The organism is Dactylosporangium salmoneum, assembly GCF_039532525.1.
GTDB lineage: Bacteria > Actinomycetota > Actinomycetes > Mycobacteriales > Micromonosporaceae > Dactylosporangium > Dactylosporangium salmoneum.
This window is the reverse complement of record NZ_BAAARV010000019.1, coordinates 255,040-275,229: the sequence shown is the minus strand read 5'-3', so window position 1 is coordinate 275,229 and position 20,190 is coordinate 255,040. Positions and strand designations below refer to the sequence as shown.

Below are 20,190 nucleotides of genomic sequence, written 5' to 3'. Positions count from 1 at the left end.
GGAATGTGACGACCTCTAGGATTGCTTCGTGTCCAGTTCCGACCGCCTGCCCATGGACCCCATCGCCGAGGCGCGCCGTCAGTGGATCGCACACGGCTGGTCCGACGCCGCGGCCGGGATGGCGGCGATCACCTCGCTGATGCGCGCCCAGCAGATCGTCCTCGCCCGCGTCGAGACGGTCCTGCGGCGCCACGGCGTCACCTTCGCCCGCTACGAAGCGCTCATGCTGCTGCACTTCAGCCGCACCGGCGCGCTGCCCATGGCCACCATCGGCGCGCGGCTGCAGGTGCACCCCACCAGCGTCACCAACGCCGTGGACCGCTTGGAGGCGGCCGGGCTGGTCCGCCGGACCTCCCACCCGACCGACCGGCGCGCCACCCTCGTCGAACTCCTCGGCCCGGGCCGCGAACTCGCGGTCAGGGCCACCGAGGAGCTCAACGCGGAGGTGTTCGCCGCGCCCGGAATCTCGCCAGCCGCGGTGACCTCGCTGGTCGCGGTGCTCACCGAGATGCGCCGGAGCGCGGGCGACTTCTGACCTGGGTCGCGCCCCGAGCGGCCGGTAGGGGTCAGGGCGAGCCGTAGAGGACCGCTTCGAGCGCGAGCGCGGCGCCGCCCGCGACGCCGGGGCTGGGCACTGCAGGGCGGTCGATGCGGAACTCCTCGCGCAGGAAGGGGAAGACCACCCGCTTCGTGGCCGCGCGGATGTCCGCCAGCAGCGGCTCGGGGGCCGCCTCGAAGATGCCGCCCAGCACGATGCGCCGTGGGTTGAACAGGTTCACCACGCTGGCGAGTGCGTCCGACAGGTGGCGCACCACGTCGGCCCGGATGGCGAGGGCGGCCTGCGAGCCCGACCCGGCCGCGGACTCCACGACGGTCAGGACGCCCCGCGCGTCCGCGCCACCGCCGTCCAGGAGCCCGGCGTCGCGGGCGCGGCCGAGCAGGTGCGGCTCGGACAGCACGGTCTCGAGGCACCCGCGCGCACCGCAGGCGCAGGCGGCGCCGTCCTCGACGGCGCGCAGGTGGCCCAGCTCGCTCAGCCCGTGCAGCCCGGGGTAGAAGGGCCTGCGGTCCAGGACCAGCCCGAGGCCGACGCCCGTGCGGACGTAGACGTAGGCCAGGTCGCGCACGTCGTGCCCGCCGTACAGCGTCTCGGCCAGCGCCATCGTGCGGACGTTGTGGTCGACGTGGACGGGGATGCCGAGCTTCGCCTCGAGCAGCTCGGCGACGGGGACGTCGCGCCAGCCCAGGTTCACCGACATGAGGTTGGTGCGGCGCCCGGGGTCGACCGGGCCCGGCGCGGCCACGCCGACGGCGATGCACGGCGCGCCGCCGTCCCGGGCGAGGATCCTGGCCACGGCGGCGGCGACCCGGTCCAGCACCGCCGGCGCGTCGAGGCTCGGGTCGAGCGCCATCGACCGCTCCAGCCGGACCCGGGCGCGCCCGTCGGCCAGCCCGATGGCCGCCGCGCCCACGCCGAGCTGGACGCCGCAGACGGTCACGGCCTCCGGCACCGCGGCGAGCGGAATCGCCGGGCGCCCGACCCCGGCCCCGCCGCCGGTGTCGTGCTCGGTCAGGTAGCCGCGGGCGAGCAGCGGCGCCACCGTCTTCGTGATGGTGGTCGCGGACAGGCCGAGCTCCGCGGCGGCCGCCGTGCGGGAGCACGGCCCGGCGTCGCGCACGAGCCGCATGACGGCGCGCTCGTTGCGGCCGAGCCGCTCGAAGCGGCCTTCTGCTGCCATGTCCGTCCTCGGCGTGCGGATTGACGGGCCAGAACCCCGATGTTAATTTCTCAACTTGAGAAAGTAAAGGAGTTCCACATGCGGCACGGGAGCCCGGGCCGGTGATGCGGCAAGGCACGACCCGAGGCCCGCGCCGGTTCCCGGCGAGCGTCTACACCGAGGGCTCGGAGCCGGACGCGCGGTTCAGCTTCGCCAACGAGCGCACGTTCCTGGCCTGGATCCGCACCTCGCTCGCGCTCATCGCGGGTGGGGTGGCGCTGGAGTCGCTGGGGCTGCGGCTGCAGCCCGACCTGCGCCTGGCGGCGTCGCTGCTGCTCATCGTCAGCGGTGTGGCGGTGCCGGTGCACGCCTGGTTCCACTGGGCGCGCAGCGAGCGCGCCCTGCGCCGGGAGGAGCCCCTGCCGTCGCCGTTCCTGTCGGTGCCGCTGGGCATCGTGGTCGCCGTCATCGGGGTCCTCGTCGCGCTGGCGGTGCTGCTGCGATGAGCACCCGTGCGGACCGGCGGCCGGGCACCGTCCGCGACCCGGGGCTGCAGGCCGAGCGCACCACCCTCGCCTGGTCGCGCACCGCGCTCGCCCTGGCCGGCGCGTCGCTGCTGGCCGCGCTCGCCCTCGCCGCCGGGGCCGGCCCCGCCGGCGCCGTGCTGGCCGTGGCGGTCGGGCTCGCGGCGCTCGTCGCCGTCGTCGCGGCGCATCGCCGCTACCGGCGCTGGACCGCCGCCGGGCGCGCGGACCGCCCCGGGGTGTCGAACCTCGCGCTGGCCTGCGTCGCCGGCCTGCTCGGCGCGGCCGCGCTGGCCGCGTGCCTCACGGCGAACCTCTGAGCGACCGACGGCAGCAAGCACGGAAAGGCAACGCGATGACGAACCACCACCGCCGACCGAACATCGTCATGATCCTCACCGACGACCACGCGTCCCACGCGATCAGCGCCTACGGTTCGGTGGTCAACCGCACCCCGCGGATCGACGAGATCGCCGACGAGGGCTGGCGGCTGGACAACTGCTTCGCCACCAACTCGCTGTGCTCGCCGAGCCGGGCGTCGATCCTGACCGGCACCTACAGCCACGTCAACGGCGTGCGGACCCTCGTCACGCCGATCGACGCCAGCCAGCCCACGTTCGTCACGCAGCTGAAGGCCGCGGGGTACCGCACCGCGATGATCGGCAAGTGGCACATGGGCGACGGCGACGGGCACGACCCGCAGGGCTTCGACTACTGGGACGTGCTCATCGAGCAGGGTGAGTACTTCAACCCGCAGTTCCTGTCCGCGCAGGGCCTGCGGCAGGTGCCCGGGTACACCACGGACCTCATCACCGACCTGGCCATCGAATGGGTCGAGAGCCTGCCCGGCGACGACCCCTGGTGCGTGCTGATCTACCACAAGTCGCCGCACCGGCCCTGGGAGCCGGACGAGAAGCACGCCGGGATGTACCGCGATCCGATCCCGTTGCCGAGGACCTTCGACGACGACTACGACAGCCGGTCCTCGTCGGCGCGCCGGGCCGCGATGCGCATCGCCGAGCACCTCAACGCCGACGACCTCAAGCAGACCCCGCCGCCGGGGCTGTCCTACGAGGAGCTGGCGCTGTGGAAGTACCAGCGGTTCATGGAGGACTACCTCGCCTGCGTCGCGTCCGTCGACGACAACGTCGGCCGGGTCGTCGACTGGCTGCGCGAGCGCGGCGACTTCGCCGACACGCTGCTGATGTACGCCTCCGACCAGGGCTTCTTCCTCGGCGACCACGGCTGGTTCGACAAGCGGTTCATGTACGAGGAATCCCTGCGCATGCCCTTCGTGCTCGCCTACCCGCGCCGCCTGGCCCGCGGCGGCAGCTTCGGGGGCATCGTCACCAACGTCGACCTCGCCCAGACGATCCTCGACGCCGCCGGGGTCGCCCACCACCCGCGGATGCAGGGCGCCAGCTTCTTCGGCGAGCTGCTCGGCGAGCCCGGCCCGGACCGGCCCGGGATGTACTACCGCTACTGGGAGCACGACGACGTCTTCCACAAGGCGCCCGCCCACTACGGCTACCGCACGCACACCCATAAGATCATCTACTTCTACAACGACGGCCTTGGCGTCCCCGGCTGCGGTCCCTTCACCTATCCGCCGGAGTGGGAGCTGTACGACCTCGTCGCCGACCCGGACGAGACCCGCAACGTCTACGACGACCCCGCCTACGCCGGGATCCGCGAGGACCTGAAGCGGCAGATGTGGCTCGCGCAGGCGGCCGTCGGCGACGAGCCGCACCCCAGTCAGCCGAGGCCGGCGGGCGTGTGAGCCGCGGGCGGCCCGAGCCGCCCGTGAGCGAATTGTGACAGGTTGTTGCCGGAAGAATTTGCCCTTCATACCGTCGTTGTGGCACGGGCTCCGACCGCCTGCGGCGGTCCGGTCGCGCACCCCCGACCGACCCCGCATGCCGCGCGCCGCGCACCCGGTTCGCCGTGCCGTGAACCGACAGCGACGAAAGGACGTTCACCCATGCCAACCCGCCGCGCCCTGCGGTCCGGCATCGGTTCGGGGCTGGTGGTGTCGCTGGCTCTCGCCGGCATCGCATACACCCATGCGGTCTCCGCCGCGCCGCCGGCCGCCGACCAGGCCCGGACCTACTCCAATCCGATTTCCCAGCAGGTCGTCGACACCTTCCCGGACCCGGCCATGATCCGCGGCAAGGACGGCGCCTGGTACGCCTACGGCACGACGAACCCCATCTTCAACAGCAAGGGCGAGACCGGCGAGCACATCCTGCCGATGCTGCGCTCGACCGACATGGTCCACTGGAGCTACGCGGGCGACGTCTTCGACGTCGGCGCCACCCCCGCGTGGTGGCCGGGCGGGAGCCGTCCCTGGGCCCCCGACATCCGCTACGTCAACGGCTCCTACCACCTGACCTACGCGCTCTCCGGCGGCGGGGTCGCACTGGCCACCAGCGACCGCCCGACCGGGCCGTGGACCGACCACGGGCTGATGGTCCCGGCCGGCGGCAGCGGTTGCCCGACGGGCAACATCGACCAGGCGATGTTCACCGACTCCGACGGCACGAACTACCTCTACTGGGGCAGCTACGACACCATCTGCGTGTCGGCGATGAACGCCGCCGCGACCGCGCTGACCGGCCCGATCACCCAGGTCGCGCAGGGCCGGCGGGCCGAGGGCGCCTTCGTGGTCGCCCGCGACGGGCACTACTACCTGTTCTTCTCCGACGGCGGCTGCTGCGACGGCGCGTTCAGCGGGTACACCGTGAAGGTCGGCCGGGCCGACAACCCGCGCGGGCCGTTCGTCACCCAGGACGGGCAGCCGCTCATGGACCGGCGCAGCAAGGGCGGCATCGTCGCCGCCGCCAACGGCAACGGCTTCGCCGGGCCGGGGCACAACGCCATCCAGACCGACCTGTCCGGCCAGGACTGGCTGGTCTACCACGCGATTCCCACCGCCGACCCGGACTTCCCCCGGTCAACGGCGCCAGCGGCGGGCGGCTGGCCGCGCTGGCGAAGCGGCCGCTGATGATCGACCGGCTCGACTGGATCGACGGCTGGCCGGTGCTGCGCGCCGGGGCCGGACCGTCCAGCGGCCCGCAGCTCGCACCCGTCACCGACGCCGTCGCGGGCAGCACCTTCAACGACGGGATTCCGGCCGCCTGGGTCCCCGACGGACCGGGCAAGGGCCAGTGGGGGCTCGCGCACGACGCCGACGCGCAGGGTGTGCTCGCCCAGTCCGGCGCGCCCGCGCAGCCCTCGGTGTTCGTGCAGGCGAAGCCCGTGTCCGGTGACCGGCGCGTCGAGGGTGACCTGCGCCTGACCCAGGCCGGTGACTCCGGCGCCGTCGGGCTGGCCATCTCCGACCGCGGCCCGCAGAACCGGGTCATCGCGTGGCTCGACCGCGGCCGCCGCGCCCTCGTGGTGTCGGTGACCGACCACGGGCAGACCACGCAGACCAGCGCGCCGCTGCCGGCCTCGTTCGACTTCGGCAGCTGGCACACCGTGACCGCCGAGGCGCGCGGCACCGCCCTGACCGTCGAGGTCTCCGCGGACCGGCTGCGCGACCCGCAGGCGACGGTGCACGCCTCGGTGCCGGACTCGCCGGCGCCCGGCAGGGTCGGCGCCGCCTCGCTGGGCGCGCCCGGCCAGGCGGACAACATCAGCGCCGCACCGCTCTACCAGCCGGTCACGCAGCGGGTGGCGGACCCGGTGCTGGGCGAGCTCCAGCCGGCCTACTCCGACGAGTTCGACGGCACCGGCCGGCCCGAGTCGGCGAACCCGGCGTGGAGCTGGGTCCGCGGCGCATCGGCGGCCGCGACCGAGAACGGCGGCGCGCTCACCTGGCCCACCCAGGGCGGCGATCTGCACACCGGCAACAACACGGCGTCGGTGCTGCTGCGCGACGCGCCCGAGGGCGACTTCGTCGTGGAGACCAAGGTGACGTTCGACGGCACGAAGGCCGCGCAGCAGGCGGGCATGGTGCTGTACGAGAACGACGACCGCTACTTCAAGCTGACCCACTCGGTGCGCCGATCAACGGCATCGCGGGCGCGTTCACGCACCAGACCGAGTTCGGCAAGGAGGGGGAGCGGCCGACGACCCAGCCGCCGACGGCGGTCTTCAACGGGCCGATGTTCGGCGGGCCGCCGGCCGCCACCACCTGGCTGCGGCTGGAGTACCACTACGACGCCGAGCACCAGGAGCACGACGTGCGGATGGCGTCGAGCACCGACGGCACCAACTGGACCTGGGGCGGCAGCTGGTCGTTGCCGGTCAAGGGCAAGCTGCGCATCGGGCTCGTCTCGTTCGGCGGCACCGGCGCGACCGGCAGCTTCGACTACGTGCGCACCTACGGGCTCGTGTCCCAATGACCTGAGCGAGGGTGAAGGGCCGGCACCCATGGCGGGGTGCCGGCCCTTTGCGCGCGGATCACTCGACGGTACGGAAGCCGGCGTTGCCCATCGAGGAGTCGGGGGTGTTCGCCGAGCGCGCCGAGTTGCGGTAGCGGTTGCAGTACGAGTCGTGGCACAGGTACGAGCCGCCGCGCAGGACGCGGGCCGTGCCGAACGCCGGGCCCCGCGGGTCCTCGCGCGGGGAGCGGGTGTAGTAGCCGGGGTCGTACCAGTCCGCGCACCACTCCCAGACGTTGCCGACCGTCTGCCACAGCCCGAATCCGTTGGGGGAGTACGCGCGGACCGGTGCGGTCGTGAGATAGCCGTCGTCGAGGGCGTTGAACGCGGGAAAGCGGCCCTGCCAGATGTTGCACTGCCAGGAGCCGTCCTCGGCCAGGAGGTCGTCCCCCCACGGGTAGCGCGCGCCGTCGAGGCCGCCGCGCGAGGCGTACTCCCACTCGGCCTCCGTCGGCAGCCGCCGCCCCGCCCACGCGCAGTAGGCCATCGCGTCGTTCCAGCTGACGTGGACGACCGGGTGGTCGTCCAGCCCGTCGATGTCCGAGCGCGAGCCGCCCGGGTGGCGCCAGTCCGCGCCGCGCACGCCGGACCACCACGGCGTGCCGGCGACGGGGCCGATGACCTCGTCGTCGGGGGCCCGCAGGGCCAGGTGGAACACGGCGGAGTAGCCGAAGGTCTCCGCGTCGGTGCGGTAGCCGGTCGCGGCCACGAAGCGCGCGAAGTCGGCGTTGGTGACCGACGTCGCGTCGATGCGCAACGGCGCGACGACGACCGCGTGCACCGGTCGCTCCCCGTCGCCGCGGTTGCCGTCGCCCGTCGCGTCGCCCATACGGAACTCGCCGCCCGGCAGCGCCACCTGTGCGATGGCGTGCCGGACGGCGGGCGGTGCGGACGGGAGGCCGACGGGCACCGGGCCGGGCCGCGGTGCCTCGCCGGTGGGATGGGGCCGGCCGGGAGCACAGCAGGCGGCGCCGCTGTGCTCCGGCTCGTGCGGGTTCATGGCGCCGGGCTCTGGTAGGTCGCCTCGTCGAGCCCGCTCAGCGTCGGGTCGTAGTCCGTCGCGCCCACGTCGTACATCGAGGTCATCCAGTGATAGAAGTTGTCGCCGCGCTCCCGCAGGACCTGGTACAGCCGGTGCATCATCCGCGTGCGGACCGGCGCCATCTCCGGGTGCTCGTAGACGTTGAGCAGCTCGTCGGGGTCGAGCCGCAGGTCGTACAGCTCATTCACCGAGTCGGGGTTCACCACCAGCTTGTAGCGGTCCGTGCGCAGCATGCGCTGCGGGTACGGGAAGTGGTGGCCGTGGAACTCGCACACGATGTCGTCCTCCCACGGCACCCCCTCCCCGCCGCCGACGAGCGGCAGGAGGCTGCGCGAGTCCACCGCCGGCTTCGGGTCGAGGCCGGCCAGCTCCAGGATCGTCGCGGTGCAGTCGAGCAGGCTCACGAACTCCGACCGCACGACACCGCCGGGCTCGCCCGGCACCCGCAGCAGTCCCGGCGTGCGGTAGATGTCCTCGTACATCGCCGGCCCCTTGTCGTGCAGCCGGTGCGCGCCGGTGAACTCGCCGTGGTCGCACGTGAAGAACACCGCGGTGTCGTCGACCAGGCCGAGGCGGGCCATGGCGTCCATGACCCGCCCGATCTGCTGGTCGATGAGCGCCACGTACCCGTGGTACACCGCGATGAGCTTCCGGGTGGTCTCGATCGGCATCGTGTCGAACGTCCAGTGCGCGCTGTAGTTGCGCTGCACCGGAGGCTTGCCCTGGAAGGTCTCCGCGATCGAGCGGGGCAGCTCGACGTCCGCGGGATCGACCAGGTCGAAGAACTCGTCCGGCAGGATGTAGGGCAGGTGCGGGCCGAAGAAGTGCAGCGCGAGGAAGAACGGCTCGTCGCGCTCCCGCGCGGCCTCGGCGTAGCGCTCCAGCATCTCGATGGCCCGCGTCGCCAGGTAGTACTCGAAGGTCGCCTCCACCGGCTGGTGCAACCGCGCGGCCAGCAGGTTGCCGGGGCCGCCGTTGGGCAGCACGCCGCGGATGCGGTCCGAGATCTCGTACGGCGGCAGGTCGTGCTCGGCGAGGTAGGCCAGGTAGTCCGGGTGTTCCACGGTGTTGTGCCAGCCGGGGAAGTCCGGCCCGTCGAAGCCGAAGTCGCGCGCGCTCTTCTGCGTTCCCACGTGCCACTTGCCGATCAGGCCGCAGTTGTACCCCGCCTGCCGCAACGCCGTGGAGAACGCGAACTGCCCGTCGGGCAGGTCCTCGATGTACCCGACGTTGCGCTCGTGGTTGGCCAGCAGCTTGTGCCGGAACGGCGCCTGACCGGTCAACAGGCTCGCCCGGGCCGGCGTGCAGATCGCGGTGGGCGTGTACCACCGGTCGAACCGCGTCCCGGTCCTGGCCAGCTCGTCCAGCACCGGGGTGGGCCGGACGCCGCCGTAGGCGCCCAGCGTGTCCGCCCGATGCTGGTCGGTCATGAGGAACAGGACGTTTTTGCGACCGGTCACTTCGCGCCCGCCGTGAACAGGTCGCCCGTGTAGTAGGTGGACGGGTCGACCTGCGACTTGAGCTTGCCGGCCCCGACGAAGTAGTCGCCCATCCCGGTGAGCCACTTGTTGATGGTGCCGTCCTTGGTCATCGTGTCGAGCTCCTGCACCGAGAGGACCTTGACGTTGGCCGCGTCGGCCTTGACCTGCTCGGCCGGGATCTTGAGCATCTTCGCGGTCAGCTCGATGCTCTTGTCCATGTTCTCCGTGCGGAACTGCATCGCGTCGCGCAGTACCGCAATCGTCTTCTGCGTCTTCGACTGCTGCTCGGCGACGACCTTGTTGCCGGCGACGAACGCGGTCGGGAAGGAGACCTCGGAGGAGAAGTCGTCGTTCTTGGCCAGCTCGACGAGGTCCGGCACCTGCTTCTTGATGGTCGCGATGGCCGGGTACCAGAAGCCGGCGCCGTCGATCTTCTTGGACGAGAACGACGACACGATGACGGAGGCGTCCATCGGCACGACCTTGAGGTCCTGCTTGGTCAGGCCGGCCTTCTTGAGCGCGAGCGTGAGGATCATGTCGCCGGACGTGCCCTCCGGCACGGCGACGCTCTTGCCCTTGAGCTGCTCGATCGAGGTGATGCCGGGCTGGGCGATGACCCGGTCGGCGTTGCCGAGCGTGTTGATCGCGACGACCTTGGCCTGGCCGGAGGCGGGCAGCCACATCGCGCCGGGGCCGATGTAGCCGAAGTCGAGGTCGCCGGTGCCGAGCGCCTGGATCTGCAGCGGGCCGTTGGTGAACACCCGGGTGGTCGCGTTGAGCCCGTGCTTGGCCCACAGCTTCTGGTCGTCGGCGATGGCGAGCAGACTGGTGCCGTTGTAGTCGCCGATGTACCCGAACTTCACGTCCTCGGTCTTGCCGCCGCCGGAGCCGCCGGAGGAGGACGAGTCGTCCTTGCCGCAGGCGGACAGTAAGGCGGACGCGGCGGAGGCGGCGGTGAGGCCCATGAAGAGCCGGCGGGACATGGTCATGTGATTTCCTTCGAATCTCAGGCCGGCGTGACCGACGGCGCGGGGCTTGTTGCGGGGGCGGTACGGCCGTCCTGGTGGTAGACGGAGTGCCAGACACGGTTGCGCAGGGCCGCGAACTGCGGGCTGAGACGGAACTCCTCCGAGCGCGGGTAGGGCAGGTCGACGTCGATGACGTCGTAGATGCGGCCGGGCCGGGCCGCCATGACGATCACGCGGTTGGCAAGGAACACCGCCTCGTCCACGTCGTGCGTGATGAACATGACGGTCCGCTGTTCCTTGCTCCACGTGTCGAGCAGCTGCTCCTGCAGCTTGACCCGGGTCAGGGCGTCGAGGGCGCCGAACGGCTCGTCCATGAGCAGGATCGACGGGTTCACCGCGTACGCCCTGGCGATGGCGCAGCGCTGGCGCATGCCGCCGGACAGCATCTTCGGCAGCGCGTCGGCGAACTGCTCCAGCCCGACCATGCGGATGAAGTGCTCGGCCCGCTCGCGCCGCTCGGCGCGGGGCACGCGGGCGGTCTTCAGGCCGAACTCGACGTTCTTGCGCACGGTGAGCCAGGGGAACAGCGCGTACTGCTGGAAGATGACGCCGCGCTCGGGGCCCGGCCCGGAGACCGGCGCGCCGTCGACGAGCGCGCGGCCCTCGGTCGGCGTCTCCAGCCCGGCCAGGACGTTCATCAGCGTGCTCTTGCCGCAGCCGGACGGCCCGACCACGGTGACGAACTCGTTGTCGGCGATGTCGAGGGAGACGCGGTCGAGCGCGGTGAACGTCTCCCGGCCCAGCGCGAACGTCTTGGTGACCTCCTGCACGGAGATCTTGGCCGGCTGCCCGGCGCCCGGGGCGGTGTTCGTGGTCATCGGCGCTCCTGCCATCTGGTGAGCCGGCGTTCGGCCAAGAGCAGCACGCGGTCCATCAGCAGGCCGAGGATGCCGATGGAGATCAGCCCGACGAAGATCGTCGGGAGGTCGTAGTACAGCTGCGCGTTCTGCATCCGGTAACCCAGGCCCTGCTGGGCGGCGATCAGCTCGGCGGCGACCAGCGTCGCCCAGGACGAGCCGAGGCCGACGCGCATGCCGACGAGGATGAACGGGGTGGACGCGGGCACCACGACGCGGGCGAAGATGCCCAGGTCGCGGGTGCCGAGCACGCGTGCGGCGTTGATGAGCGTGCGGTCGACGTTCACCACGCCCTGGAACGTCGAGATGACGCAGGACAGGAACGCGGCGAGGAAGATCACGAAGATCTTCGGCGTCTCGTCGATGCCCATCAGCACGATCGCCAGGGGGATGATGGCGAGCGGCGGGATCGTGCGGAAGAACTGCACCCACGGCTCGACCAGGCTCCGGACGGCGCCGTACCAGCCCATCAGGAAGCCGACCGGAATGGCGACCGCCGTGCCGAGGACGAACCCGGCCAGCACCCGTCCGAGGCTGACGAGGATGTCCTGCTCCAGCGTGCCGTCGGCGAGCAGGTCCTTGGCCCGCTGCACCACCGCGACCGGCGACGGGATCGTGAGGCCCGACGCGGCGAGGATCCACCAGATCGCGATGCCCAGCAAGACCGACACGGCGTTGAGCAGCAGCGGCAGCCCGCGGGGGCGTCCGCGTCGGCTCTGCGGCGAGCCGTTTCGGCCGCCCGTGTCGGTGGGCGCAGCCGTATCAGTGACGACGGCCATGGTCCACTCCTTCAATCGTGGGCTGCGCGGCGCGGGACTCGCCCGCGCCGTCGGATGCCCGGGTCTTCGGCGGTTCGGGGTAGCCCGCCAGCAGCGGTGAGCTGTGGAACAGCGCGGCGAGCGCGCCCAGCGAGCCGTCGTCGTCGGAGAGCTCAGCCGCGCGCACGACCGGTGCGGCCGAGACGCTGGGCAGCAGCTCGAACGCGATGGCGGAGCGGATCTGCTCGACGATGACGGGGGCGATGCGCACGATCTCGCCGCCGATGACGATCTCGGCCGGGTTCAGCGCCATCGCCGCCGCGCCGACGACCCAGCCCACGGCGGCGGCCGCCGCCCGCAGTACCTGGTCGACGACGGGGTGGCACCGTTGCACCGCCGCGCGCAGCTCGTCGAGGTTGTCGATCGGGACGCCACGGGTGCGGCAGTTGGCCAGGATGGCCGGCACCGAGGCCACCGTCTCCAAGCAGCCGTTCTTGCCGCACCGGCACGACGCGCCGTGCGCGTTGACGCCGACGTGGCCGAACTCGCCGGCCAGCCCGGCCGACCCGGTGACGAGACGGCCGCCGACGACCAGACCGCCGCCCACGCCGTCGGACATCCGCACGTAGATGAGGTCGTCCACAGCGCTGCTGCCGGTGATCGCCTCGGCGAGGGCGGCGAAGCGGGTGTTGTTGTCCACCAGGACCGACGTGTCGAACCGGGCGGCGAAAGCCGGGCCGACGTCGTGCACGTCGTCGCGCGGGCCGCCGGGCGGCAGCTCGCGCAGGCGCGGGTGCGCGGCGGGCGGTGCGTGGTGCGGGCCGGGGACTCCGATCCCGATGCCCTGCAGCGCGCCGAAGTGGACGTCGGTCTCCTTCCGGAGGCGGTCGATGAGCCGGAAGGCGGTGTCCAGCCGCTCCGGCCAGGGCGCGTCGTCGATGTAGCGCTCCACGCCCGAGGCGATGATCTCGTGCGAGGCGTCGGCGACCGCGACGCAGACCCGGCGATGGCCGAAGTCGACGCCCATGAACTGCCCGGAGGAGGGGTCGAGGGCGAGCCGCTCGGCGGGCCGGCCGCTGCCTTCGCGCTTCGCCGCGTCGGTGTCGACCACCACGATGGCGCCGCGCTGCAGCAGGCTGCCGGTGATCTCGGACAGCGTGGAACGCGACAGGCCCACGGCGCGGGCGATCTGGCTGCGGCTCAGCGCTCCCTGCTCGCGCAGAGTGCGTAATACGCGCTCCTCGTGCGTGAGCCGGACGAGCGCACGCAGTCCACCGGGTGTCGACATGGTGACCACCGTTACAGCGGTGAATTATTCCGTCAACGAACCGGCAAAATTCAACCGCAATTTATCCGGAGGCCGGTCATCGGCCGTCCAGAGTGCCTTTCCCCGTCTGCCGTGTTGTTTTCTGACGCATTGCGACCCCGACCGGACGATCGAGGGAAAACGCTTTTTTGTCACCTGTTCACTGTCGGAATACCGCTCATTAGCCTGGCCTCCCACAGGGCATCGAGGCCCTGTACGAGTGAGGAGGACGTGACTGATGACCAGTTCCGGCAACGGGTTACCGATCGACCGGCGTTCCCTGCTGGCCGGTGCCGCCGGCCTGCTGGCAGCGACGGCGTTGCCCGCGACCGCCGCATATGCGGGCAAGGGCGATCCCCCCGCCACTTCCGCGCGGCCGTACCCGGAGAACTGGCCCGCGCTCGAGCCCTACGGCCTCGCCGACACCCGGCAGGACCTGTGGCCGCGCGAGGACAACTCGTTTGTCCTCCCGCTCGAGCTGCGCCCCCGTGACGAGGCGCTCGGCCGGGTCTGGATGCGCGACACCTACGTCAACTGCTTCGACGTGGACGGCCGCCCCGTCTACGTCGCCACCGGCACCACCCGCGTGCCCGGGCTCGACGCAGCCGGCCCGTGGAACGACGGCCTCTTCATGTGGACCTCCCCGTCGCTGCACGGTCCGTGGCGGCTCGTGGACACCACCGGCATCCGGCCCGGTGCCGAGAAGGGCAAGGTGTGGTCGCCCGAGTTCGTCGGTGAGAACCGGCCCGGGCGCACGGTGGTCGCGCCGTGGCAGGAGTACTGGTACGACGACCAGTTCGGCAAGCGCGGCAACGTCTGGGCGCCGGAGGTGCAGTACTTCCAGGGCAAGTGGTACATCGTCGCGTGCATGGGCGACCACTCCCAGAAGGTCGGCTCGTTCATGCTGGTGAGCGAGGGCGGGCTCGAGGGCCCGTACCGGGTGGTCGAGGGCAACCTCAACAAGCCGTTCGGCGACTCGTTCATCGGCGGCCCGGCCTTCATCAAGCCCGGCGCCTACCACCACATCGACGGCGGCATGTTCACCGAGGGCGACGACGCCTGGCTCGTCCTGCACAACAACCTGTTCGCGAAGTTCCGCGACGACATGGAGGACATCGTCACGACGACGAACCTCCCGCTGTTCCGGCAGTCGCCCTACGCGCCCGAGCCGTATCTCGAAGGCGCGTTCGTGTTCAAGTACGGCGGCAAGTACTTCCTCCTCCACGCCGCGTGGGACCGGACGTCGACCCGGCCCGACGGCACCACGCGGGCCGCCTACGACACGGCCGCCCCGGGCCGGGTGCAGTACCAGTACGACGCGATCGTCGCCGTCGCCGACAGCTTCGAGGGGCCGTACTCGAAGCGGTGGACGCTGGGCGTCGGCGCCGGCCACAACAACATCTTCGTGGACCGCAGCGGCAAGCTGTGGGCGACGTTCTTCCGCAACCCCAACTTCGGTTACTGGGCCGACCCGTCGCGCATCGGCGACGCCGCCGTGCCCGGCGTCGTGCAACTGGAGTGGACGGGCCCGCAGGGCAACCACCTGTACGCCAAGCGGCGCAACCCGGGTCACGCGAGCGACTGACCCCACGCGCGTGGCGGCCGGCCGAGCGTCCACGGCCGGCCGCCGCGGCGGTTCGTGCCGATTTGCTGACATCCACGAACAGCGGACCTATGGCGCGGGGTCCCGAAAGCCCGGGCCGTTGGTCCCGACATCGGCCCAAACCCTCGCCCATCGGCCACCGTGGCCGTAAGAAAGGTGGCAGAAACAATCGGCGGCGACCACCGGGACCGCCACGGACAACGGAGTGACAGCCATGAAGAGGATTCTCGGGCGCTGCGGTGCTCTCGCGGCCGCCGTCGGCGTGCTGCTCGCCGTGCCGGCCCCGGCTTCGGCGCACGAGAAGTGGTTCGTGCCGGACCCGGGCGCCTACCCCACCGACTGGTCGTTCGCCCTGCGGCCGCTGACGCTGGCGCTCCTGCTCGCCGTCGTGGCGGTCACCCTGCTGTGGCGGCACGTCGCGGTGCGGTACCTGCCGGTCCCCGAGCTGCGCGTGCTGGGGTTCCTGGGGCGGCTGGTGCCGTACGTGCCCCGGCTGCTCGCCATCCACCTGGGCGTGTCCCTGCTGGCCGCCGCCGTCTCCGGGCACTTCCTGACCCACGACCTCGACGTCGACGACCTGGCCGGCGGCTCCACGCTGCTGCTGCTGGAGGGCGCGCTCGGCATCTGGTTCATCACCGGCATCCGGCTGCGTCCGGCCGCCGTGCTGCTCGCGCTGGCCGGTCCGCTGGCCCTGCTGGTGACCGGCCCGGTCGGCCTGCTGTCGGCCATGGACCTGCTCGGGGTCGCGGTCTTCCTGGCGTTCGTGCCGCCCTCGGACGCCGCCTTCGGCCGGGTCGAACCGGACGCCGTGACGCTGCGGCGGGGGCTGCTCGCCCTGCGGCTGGGCGCCGGCGGCGCGCTGATCACGCTGGCGTTCGCCGAGAAGCTCGCCAACCCGGCGCTGGCCCGCGAGACGCTGCGGCTCTTCCCGCACCTGGACGTGTTCGCCCTCGTCGGCATCCACCTGCCGGCCGACTCGTTCATCGCCGTCGCCGGCGCCACCGAGCTGCTCTTCGGCCTGCTCGTCATCTCCGGGGCGCTGCCGCAGGTCGCCGTCCTGGTCGCCGGCATCCCGTTCAACGCCACGCTGCTGCTGTTCGGCGGCACCGAGATGCTCGGGCACCTGCCCGTTTACGGCGTCTTCCTCACCCTGCTGGCCTACGGTTCCAACCGCGGCACCGCCGAGCTCGTCCGCTGGCTGCCGGCGCTGCGGCGGCGGGCCGCACGCCGACCGGCGCTGGCCGGCTGAGCCCTCGCCGACGCCCCGACCACATCGCCCAGCCTCGGGACCGCCGGCCGCCGGCGGGCTCAGGGCTGGGCGAAGGTGTACCCGGCGTCGCGGAGCCTGGGCAGGACGACGCCCAGCGCGGTGAGAGTCTGCTCGCGGTTCCCGCCGCCGTCGTGCTCGAGGATGATCGAGCCGGGGTGGGTCTTGGTCAGGATCGTGGTCACGATGTGCTGGACGCCCGGGCGGCTCCAGTCCCGGGGGTCGACGGTCCAGTCCAGCGCGCGCAGCCCCTCGGCGCCGCACTGTCCCAGCACCGTCGGGGACCAGGCGCCGCCCGGGGAGCGGAACAGCGTCGGCCGGTACCCGTTCCCCGACGCCTTGGTGATCGCGTCGGTCGCCTTCGCCATCTCGGCGCGCACGGCGCTCGCCGACAGCTTGGCGATGTTCAACGGGTGGCTGAACGTGTGGTTGGCGATGTGGTGGCCGCCGTCGAGGACGCGCTTGACGAGGTCGGGATGCGCGGCGGCGCTGCGGCCGATCATGCAGAACGTGGCGCGGATCCCGTACTGGGCGAGCAGGGCCAGCATCTTCGGCGTGTACCTCGGGTCGGGCCCGTCGTCCACGGTGAGGGCGATGTCGGTGCCGTGGCACGGCAGGACGTACTGCGGGCCGCCCTGCTTCTGCACGACCCCCTGCGGCGCCGGGCAGACCCCGGCGGTCGGCGGGTTCGCCGGCGGCACCACCAGCGGCGTGGCCGAATCCGACACGTCCGGCGAGGCTTCGTCGCCCGGGCGCGAGTCGCCGGGCAGTTCGCCGGCGGCGTGCCAGTCGGCGTGGTCGTCGCCGCACCCGGCCAGCAGCCCGACCCCGCCCAGGGTGAGCAGGAGCGAGCGCCGGGACACCCCCGCGGTCACGCGCGGCTCCGGTGCGACGGGGCGGGGCTCGCCGGGCTCGCCGGCGTGCCGGTGCTGTCGTTGACCAGCTCCGGATGGGCGGCGACGAACTCGCCGACGCGGTCCTGGCCGACGGCCGCGAGGAGCTGCCTGGTGGTGGCGTCGAGGATCTCGTACGACTGGCCGTCGACGACCTCGGAGTTGAACTGGCCGTTGTTGGCCTTCAGCGTCACCAGGTGCTCCGGCGTGATGCCGTGCAGCGTGAGGATCCAGTCGGCGAGCGGGATGTCGTTGTTGTAGAACGACACCGCCTTGCCGATCGAGTTGAGCATGTGATCGACCTTCTGCGGGTTGGTGAGGACACCGGCACTGGTGGCCTTGCTCAGCATGGCCCGGATGAACTGCTGCTGGTGGCGCTGGCGACCGTAGTCTCCGTCGTTGTTCGCGAGTTTGTCACGCTGCCGCACGTAGTCGAGGGCCTGCCAGGCGGGCATGTCGGAGCAGCCGGGCTCGTACACCTGCGGGCGCATGTTCGGCTTCAACGTGGTCGGGATGCCGTCGGCGTTGAAGTTGTACGGCTCACCCTCCTGCCCCGTGCGGGTGTTCCAGCCGGTGTGGATGGACGTGGTGCGCTCGTCGACGCACATGTGCACGCCGCCGAGGGCGTCGACGAGGTCCTTGAACCCGTCGAAGTTGACGATCGCGGCGCCGTTGAACTTCAGCCCGCCGGCGAGGTTGCTCACCGTCTCGGCGAGCAGGGTCAGGCCCTCGTCGCGGCCGCCGCCGTGCTGGTAGCCGAACTCGAAGGCCGCATTGATCTTGTCGGTGCCGCCGCGGTACTGGCTGCGGGCGTCCGGCGGGATGGACACCCGCGTGTCGCGGGGGATGCTGGTCAGGTACGCCACGTCATGGCTCGCCGGCACGTGCACGATGATGATCGAGTCGGCGCGGGCGCCCATCGCCGCGTTGCCGGTCCGCTCGTCGATGCCCACGAGGAGCAGGTTGAGCGGCCCGTCGATGTCGTGGCCGGCCGCCGCCGAGCCGAGGCCGCCGGCGTGGGTGACCTGGTCGCCGTAGTGCGCCAGGAGCAGGTCGCCGCCGACCAGCGAGCCGGCGCTGCCCAGCATCAGCAGCGCGCCGACGGTGAGGCACAGGCGCGCCCACAATGGGCTCCTGGCCTTGCGCGCCGGGATCCGCCGCTTCCCGGTGGCGCCCATCCTGCCCCTTTCGCTCGCGGCGGTCGGTGCGACCGCCCGGCTGTTCCGACCGGAACGCCGTCCCAGCATCGTCGCTGCGGCAGGGCCGTACGTCCGCCCGAAGCCGCACAGTTGCTGCGGGTTTCCCGCAGCCGGCTCGGGCACCCGGCCGGGACGACATGTCGCGCTGGGCCGGGTGGCAGGAAGCTGCACGCGGCATGCTAATTCTTTCGGGACCTTGATTTCCGGCTTAAGGTTCCCGTGCCGACCTTCCCTGAGCAGCCCGAACGGCGCGACGCTGGGTGTCGCTAGCGCACGTGATCGGTCTTCGTGGAGGAATGTTCAGTGGCGAGTTTGAAGCGCGTCGGGTCCCGCCGGTTGACGGCAATCACGGTGCTGACGGGCGCGCTTCTGGTTGGTGGGGCAGTGACCGCGCCGTTCGCCTCCGCGTCGGTCAGGGGCGGCGACGGGTCCGGCGCCGGCCTCGTCCAGCGGTGGCTCTCCTGGTACGGCGGCGGATCGGGCCACGCATCCCAGCCGGCGGCCGGGCCGGCATCCTTGCCGACGTCGTGGCCCACCGATTGGCCGGCCCTGCCGGGTGTGGCCGGCCTCGGCGCGGCGCCCAGCCCCGCCGCGCCGTCGGCGCCGTCGGCGACGGCCGCGGCACCGGCAACCGGGGCCCCGGCGGCTACGGGGGCACCGTCCCACGGCGGCAACTGCGCCGATGTGGAGGTCGTGTTCGCGCGGGGGACCGGTGACCTTCCCGGCCTCGGCGTGCTGGGCACTCCGCTCGTCAGCGCGATCCGCTCCGCGCTGCCCGGCCGCAACGTCAACGCGTACGGCGTGAACTACGCCGCCGACGCGTCGCAGGCCAGCGCCGGGCCCGGCGCCACGGACATGAGCCGGCACGTGCGCACCGTCGCGGCGGCGTGCCCGGGCACCAAGTTCGTGATCGGGGGATACTCCCAGGGCGCGACCGTCACCGACATCGCGATCGGCGTCCAGTTCGGCACATCCACCGGCGAGGCGATCCCGGCCGGGCTCGCCGCGCGGGTGGCGGCTGTCGTCGTCTTCGGCAACCCGCTCGGCATCATGCACCAGACCATCGCCCAGCGCAGCCCGGTCTACGGGCCCAAGACCCGGGAGTTCTGCAGCCCCGGCGACCCGATCTGCGGCAACGGCGCGAACTCGATGGCCCACCTGCAGTACATGACCGACGGCTCGGTCCAGCAGGCCGCCCAGTTCGTCTCCGGCAAGGTCACCGGCGCCTGACCCCAGCCTCCGCGCCAACTGCGCATTGCCGACAGCGGTCGGATAGCCGACCTCCCTGGCATCCTCCGCCCGACCGTGCGGGCGCCCGTACACCGCCAGACTTGGCGACCATGACTGCGCCACACCAACCGCCCTACCAGGGCTCTCCATATACAGCAATGCGGTACCGGCTGCAGGGTCCCTCGCGGAAGCGCAGGAATGCCCTCGTCCTCGTGCTCGGCCTCGTCGGCGGGGTGTTCGCGCTCTGCGTCGTCCTCGGGACGGTCCTCGTCCTCGCCGACGGCAGGGGCGAGCAGCCGGCCGTCACCAACTCGGCCACCCCGGCGGCCGCCGGGGCCGCGACCCCGGCCGCCGGCGGCTACAAGCAGCCCACCGACCCGTGCGCACTTGCCGACCCGAGCCTGCTCGGCCCGCGCGCCGGCACCGGCACGGGGGAGGCCGTCGAGGAGAAGACCAGGTACACCCTCAACGGCTGCGACTACTTCCTCTCCGCCGCCGACGGCGCCCAGGGGCTCAAGGTGTTCGCCAACGTCGACGGCGACACCGCGGCCCGCTACAAGGAGTCCGCCGACGTGTACCCGAAGGTCTCCGGCTTCAACAACGAGAAGCTCTCCGGCTGCGGCTCGCAGGGCTTCTACACCAGGCGGCTCAGCGCCGGCGACAAGCGCATCGAGGCGGTCCTCGTCTGCGTCGAGCAGAACCTGTACGTCGAGGTCCGCTTCACCGCCGGTGGCACCGAGCCCTGGGACTCCGATGCCATGAAGTCGAACATGGCCGCCCTCGTGAAGGGCATGATGACGAAGGTCCCGAAGGCATGACGGCGTGGGCCGGGCCGCGCGACGGCCCGGCCCCTGGCTCGACCGCCGGCTGGCTCCGCTCTGTTGCCGTGTCGTGCA

Annotated in this window: 19 protein-coding genes and 1 pseudogene; 11 read left to right on the top strand and 9 right to left on the bottom strand. The window is 71.9% G+C overall.

Annotation, left to right across the window (positions count from 1 at the left end):
* Positions 1-28: 28 nt before the first annotated feature.
* On the top strand, positions 29-535 hold the full coding sequence (locus ABD352_RS11660) for a MarR family winged helix-turn-helix transcriptional regulator (protein WP_344612306.1): 507 nt from the start codon (positions 29-31) through the stop codon (positions 533-535).
* Positions 536-566: 31 nt separating this feature from the next.
* On the opposite strand, the gene ABD352_RS11655 is transcribed toward ABD352_RS11660, so the two are convergent.
* Positions 567-1,739 (bottom strand): ROK family transcriptional regulator, encoded by a 1,173-nt coding sequence (locus ABD352_RS11655; RefSeq protein ID WP_344612305.1) that lies wholly within the window; start codon positions 1,737-1,739, stop codon positions 567-569.
* A 104-nt stretch (positions 1,740-1,843) separates the two neighbouring features.
* On the opposite strand from ABD352_RS11655, the gene ABD352_RS11650 reads away from it, so the two are divergent.
* The 6 genes and pseudogenes from ABD352_RS11650 (at position 1,844) to ABD352_RS11625 (ending at position 6,591) form a co-directional block, all read left to right on the top strand.
* On the top strand, positions 1,844-2,224 hold the full coding sequence (locus ABD352_RS11650) for a YidH family protein (RefSeq protein ID WP_344612402.1): 381 nt from the start codon (positions 1,844-1,846) through the stop codon (positions 2,222-2,224).
* On the top strand, positions 2,221-2,562 hold the full coding sequence (locus ABD352_RS11645; RefSeq protein ID WP_344612304.1) for a DUF202 domain-containing protein: 342 nt from the start codon (positions 2,221-2,223) through the stop codon (positions 2,560-2,562). Before ABD352_RS11650 ends, ABD352_RS11645 begins: the two co-directional genes overlap by 4 nt.
* A 35-nt stretch (positions 2,563-2,597) precedes the next feature.
* Complete coding sequence (locus tag ABD352_RS11640; RefSeq protein WP_344612303.1) at positions 2,598-4,022, top strand: sulfatase family protein; 1,425 nt, start codon at positions 2,598-2,600, stop codon at positions 4,020-4,022.
* A gap of 201 nt (positions 4,023-4,223) precedes the next feature.
* Positions 4,224-5,246 carry a family 43 glycosylhydrolase gene (locus ABD352_RS11635; protein WP_344612302.1) on the top strand — a complete coding sequence of 341 codons (1,023 nt, stop codon included), beginning with the start codon at positions 4,224-4,226 and terminating at the stop codon, positions 5,244-5,246.
* Positions 5,246-6,184, top strand: a pseudogene (locus ABD352_RS57595) (hypothetical protein); the annotation flags it as partial. The gene ABD352_RS11635 and the pseudogene ABD352_RS57595, both read left to right, overlap by 1 nt.
* Positions 6,185-6,351: 167 nt before the next feature.
* Positions 6,352-6,591, top strand: a complete 240-nt coding sequence (locus ABD352_RS11625) for a hypothetical protein (RefSeq protein ID WP_344612300.1) — start codon at positions 6,352-6,354, stop codon at positions 6,589-6,591.
* Between the two features lie 58 nt (positions 6,592-6,649).
* On the opposite strand, the gene ABD352_RS11620 is transcribed toward ABD352_RS11625, so the two are convergent.
* Genes ABD352_RS11620 through ABD352_RS11595 form a run of 6 tightly spaced genes read right to left on the bottom strand, consistent with a single transcriptional unit; the run spans position 6,650 to position 13,084 of the window.
* Positions 6,650-7,630, bottom strand: a complete 981-nt coding sequence (locus ABD352_RS11620) for a formylglycine-generating enzyme family protein (RefSeq protein ID WP_344612299.1) — start codon at positions 7,628-7,630, stop codon at positions 6,650-6,652.
* The gene (locus ABD352_RS11615) at positions 7,627-9,132 is read right to left on the bottom strand and encodes a sulfatase family protein (protein WP_344612298.1); all 1,506 of its coding nucleotides are present in this window, start codon (positions 9,130-9,132) and stop codon (positions 7,627-7,629) included. Before ABD352_RS11615 ends, ABD352_RS11620 begins: the two co-directional genes overlap by 4 nt.
* Positions 9,129-10,142, bottom strand: a complete 1,014-nt coding sequence (locus ABD352_RS11610; RefSeq protein ID WP_344612297.1) for an aliphatic sulfonate ABC transporter substrate-binding protein — start codon at positions 10,140-10,142, stop codon at positions 9,129-9,131. Before ABD352_RS11610 ends, ABD352_RS11615 begins: the two co-directional genes overlap by 4 nt.
* A 17-nt stretch (positions 10,143-10,159) precedes the next feature.
* On the bottom strand, positions 10,160-10,999 hold the full coding sequence (locus ABD352_RS11605; protein ID WP_344612296.1) for an ABC transporter ATP-binding protein: 840 nt from the start codon (positions 10,997-10,999) through the stop codon (positions 10,160-10,162).
* Entirely contained in the window at positions 10,996-11,817 is an 822-nt protein-coding gene (locus ABD352_RS11600) for an ABC transporter permease (RefSeq protein WP_344612295.1), read from the bottom strand. The genes ABD352_RS11605 and ABD352_RS11600 overlap by 4 nt, the downstream gene beginning before the upstream one ends.
* Positions 11,801-13,084 (bottom strand): ROK family transcriptional regulator, encoded by a 1,284-nt coding sequence (locus ABD352_RS11595; RefSeq protein WP_344612294.1) that lies wholly within the window; start codon positions 13,082-13,084, stop codon positions 11,801-11,803. The genes ABD352_RS11600 and ABD352_RS11595 overlap by 17 nt, the downstream gene beginning before the upstream one ends.
* A 256-nt stretch (positions 13,085-13,340) precedes the next feature.
* Here ABD352_RS11595 and ABD352_RS11590 point away from each other — a divergent pair, with 256 nt between their 5' ends.
* Together ABD352_RS11590 and ABD352_RS11585 are read left to right on the top strand one after the other, a co-directional pair.
* A complete protein-coding gene (locus ABD352_RS11590; protein ID WP_344612293.1) occupies positions 13,341-14,687 on the top strand; it encodes a family 43 glycosylhydrolase in 1,347 nt (448 codons plus the stop codon).
* Positions 14,688-14,919: 232 nt separating this feature from the next.
* Positions 14,920-15,954 carry a hypothetical protein gene (locus tag ABD352_RS11585; RefSeq protein ID WP_344612292.1) on the top strand — a complete coding sequence of 345 codons (1,035 nt, stop codon included), beginning with the start codon at positions 14,920-14,922 and terminating at the stop codon, positions 15,952-15,954.
* A 59-nt stretch (positions 15,955-16,013) separates the two neighbouring features.
* On the opposite strand, the gene ABD352_RS11580 is transcribed toward ABD352_RS11585, so the two are convergent.
* Both ABD352_RS11580 and ABD352_RS11575 read right to left on the bottom strand, forming a co-directional pair.
* Positions 16,014-16,847, bottom strand: coding sequence for a polysaccharide deacetylase family protein (locus ABD352_RS11580; RefSeq protein WP_344612291.1), 834 nt, complete (start codon positions 16,845-16,847; stop codon positions 16,014-16,016).
* Positions 16,844-18,043: an LCP family protein gene (locus ABD352_RS11575; protein WP_344612290.1), complete on the bottom strand. Its 1,200-nt coding sequence runs from the start codon at positions 18,041-18,043 to the stop codon at positions 16,844-16,846. The genes ABD352_RS11580 and ABD352_RS11575 overlap by 4 nt, the downstream gene beginning before the upstream one ends.
* A gap of 405 nt (positions 18,044-18,448) precedes the next feature.
* Here ABD352_RS11575 and ABD352_RS11570 point away from each other — a divergent pair, with 405 nt between their 5' ends.
* Complete coding sequence (locus ABD352_RS11570; protein ID WP_344612289.1) at positions 18,449-19,294, top strand: cutinase family protein; 846 nt, start codon at positions 18,449-18,451, stop codon at positions 19,292-19,294.
* Between the two features lie 212 nt (positions 19,295-19,506).
* The gene (locus tag ABD352_RS11565) at positions 19,507-20,112 is read left to right on the top strand and encodes a hypothetical protein (protein WP_344612288.1); all 606 of its coding nucleotides are present in this window, start codon (positions 19,507-19,509) and stop codon (positions 20,110-20,112) included.
* Positions 20,113-20,190: the final 78 nt, after the last annotated feature.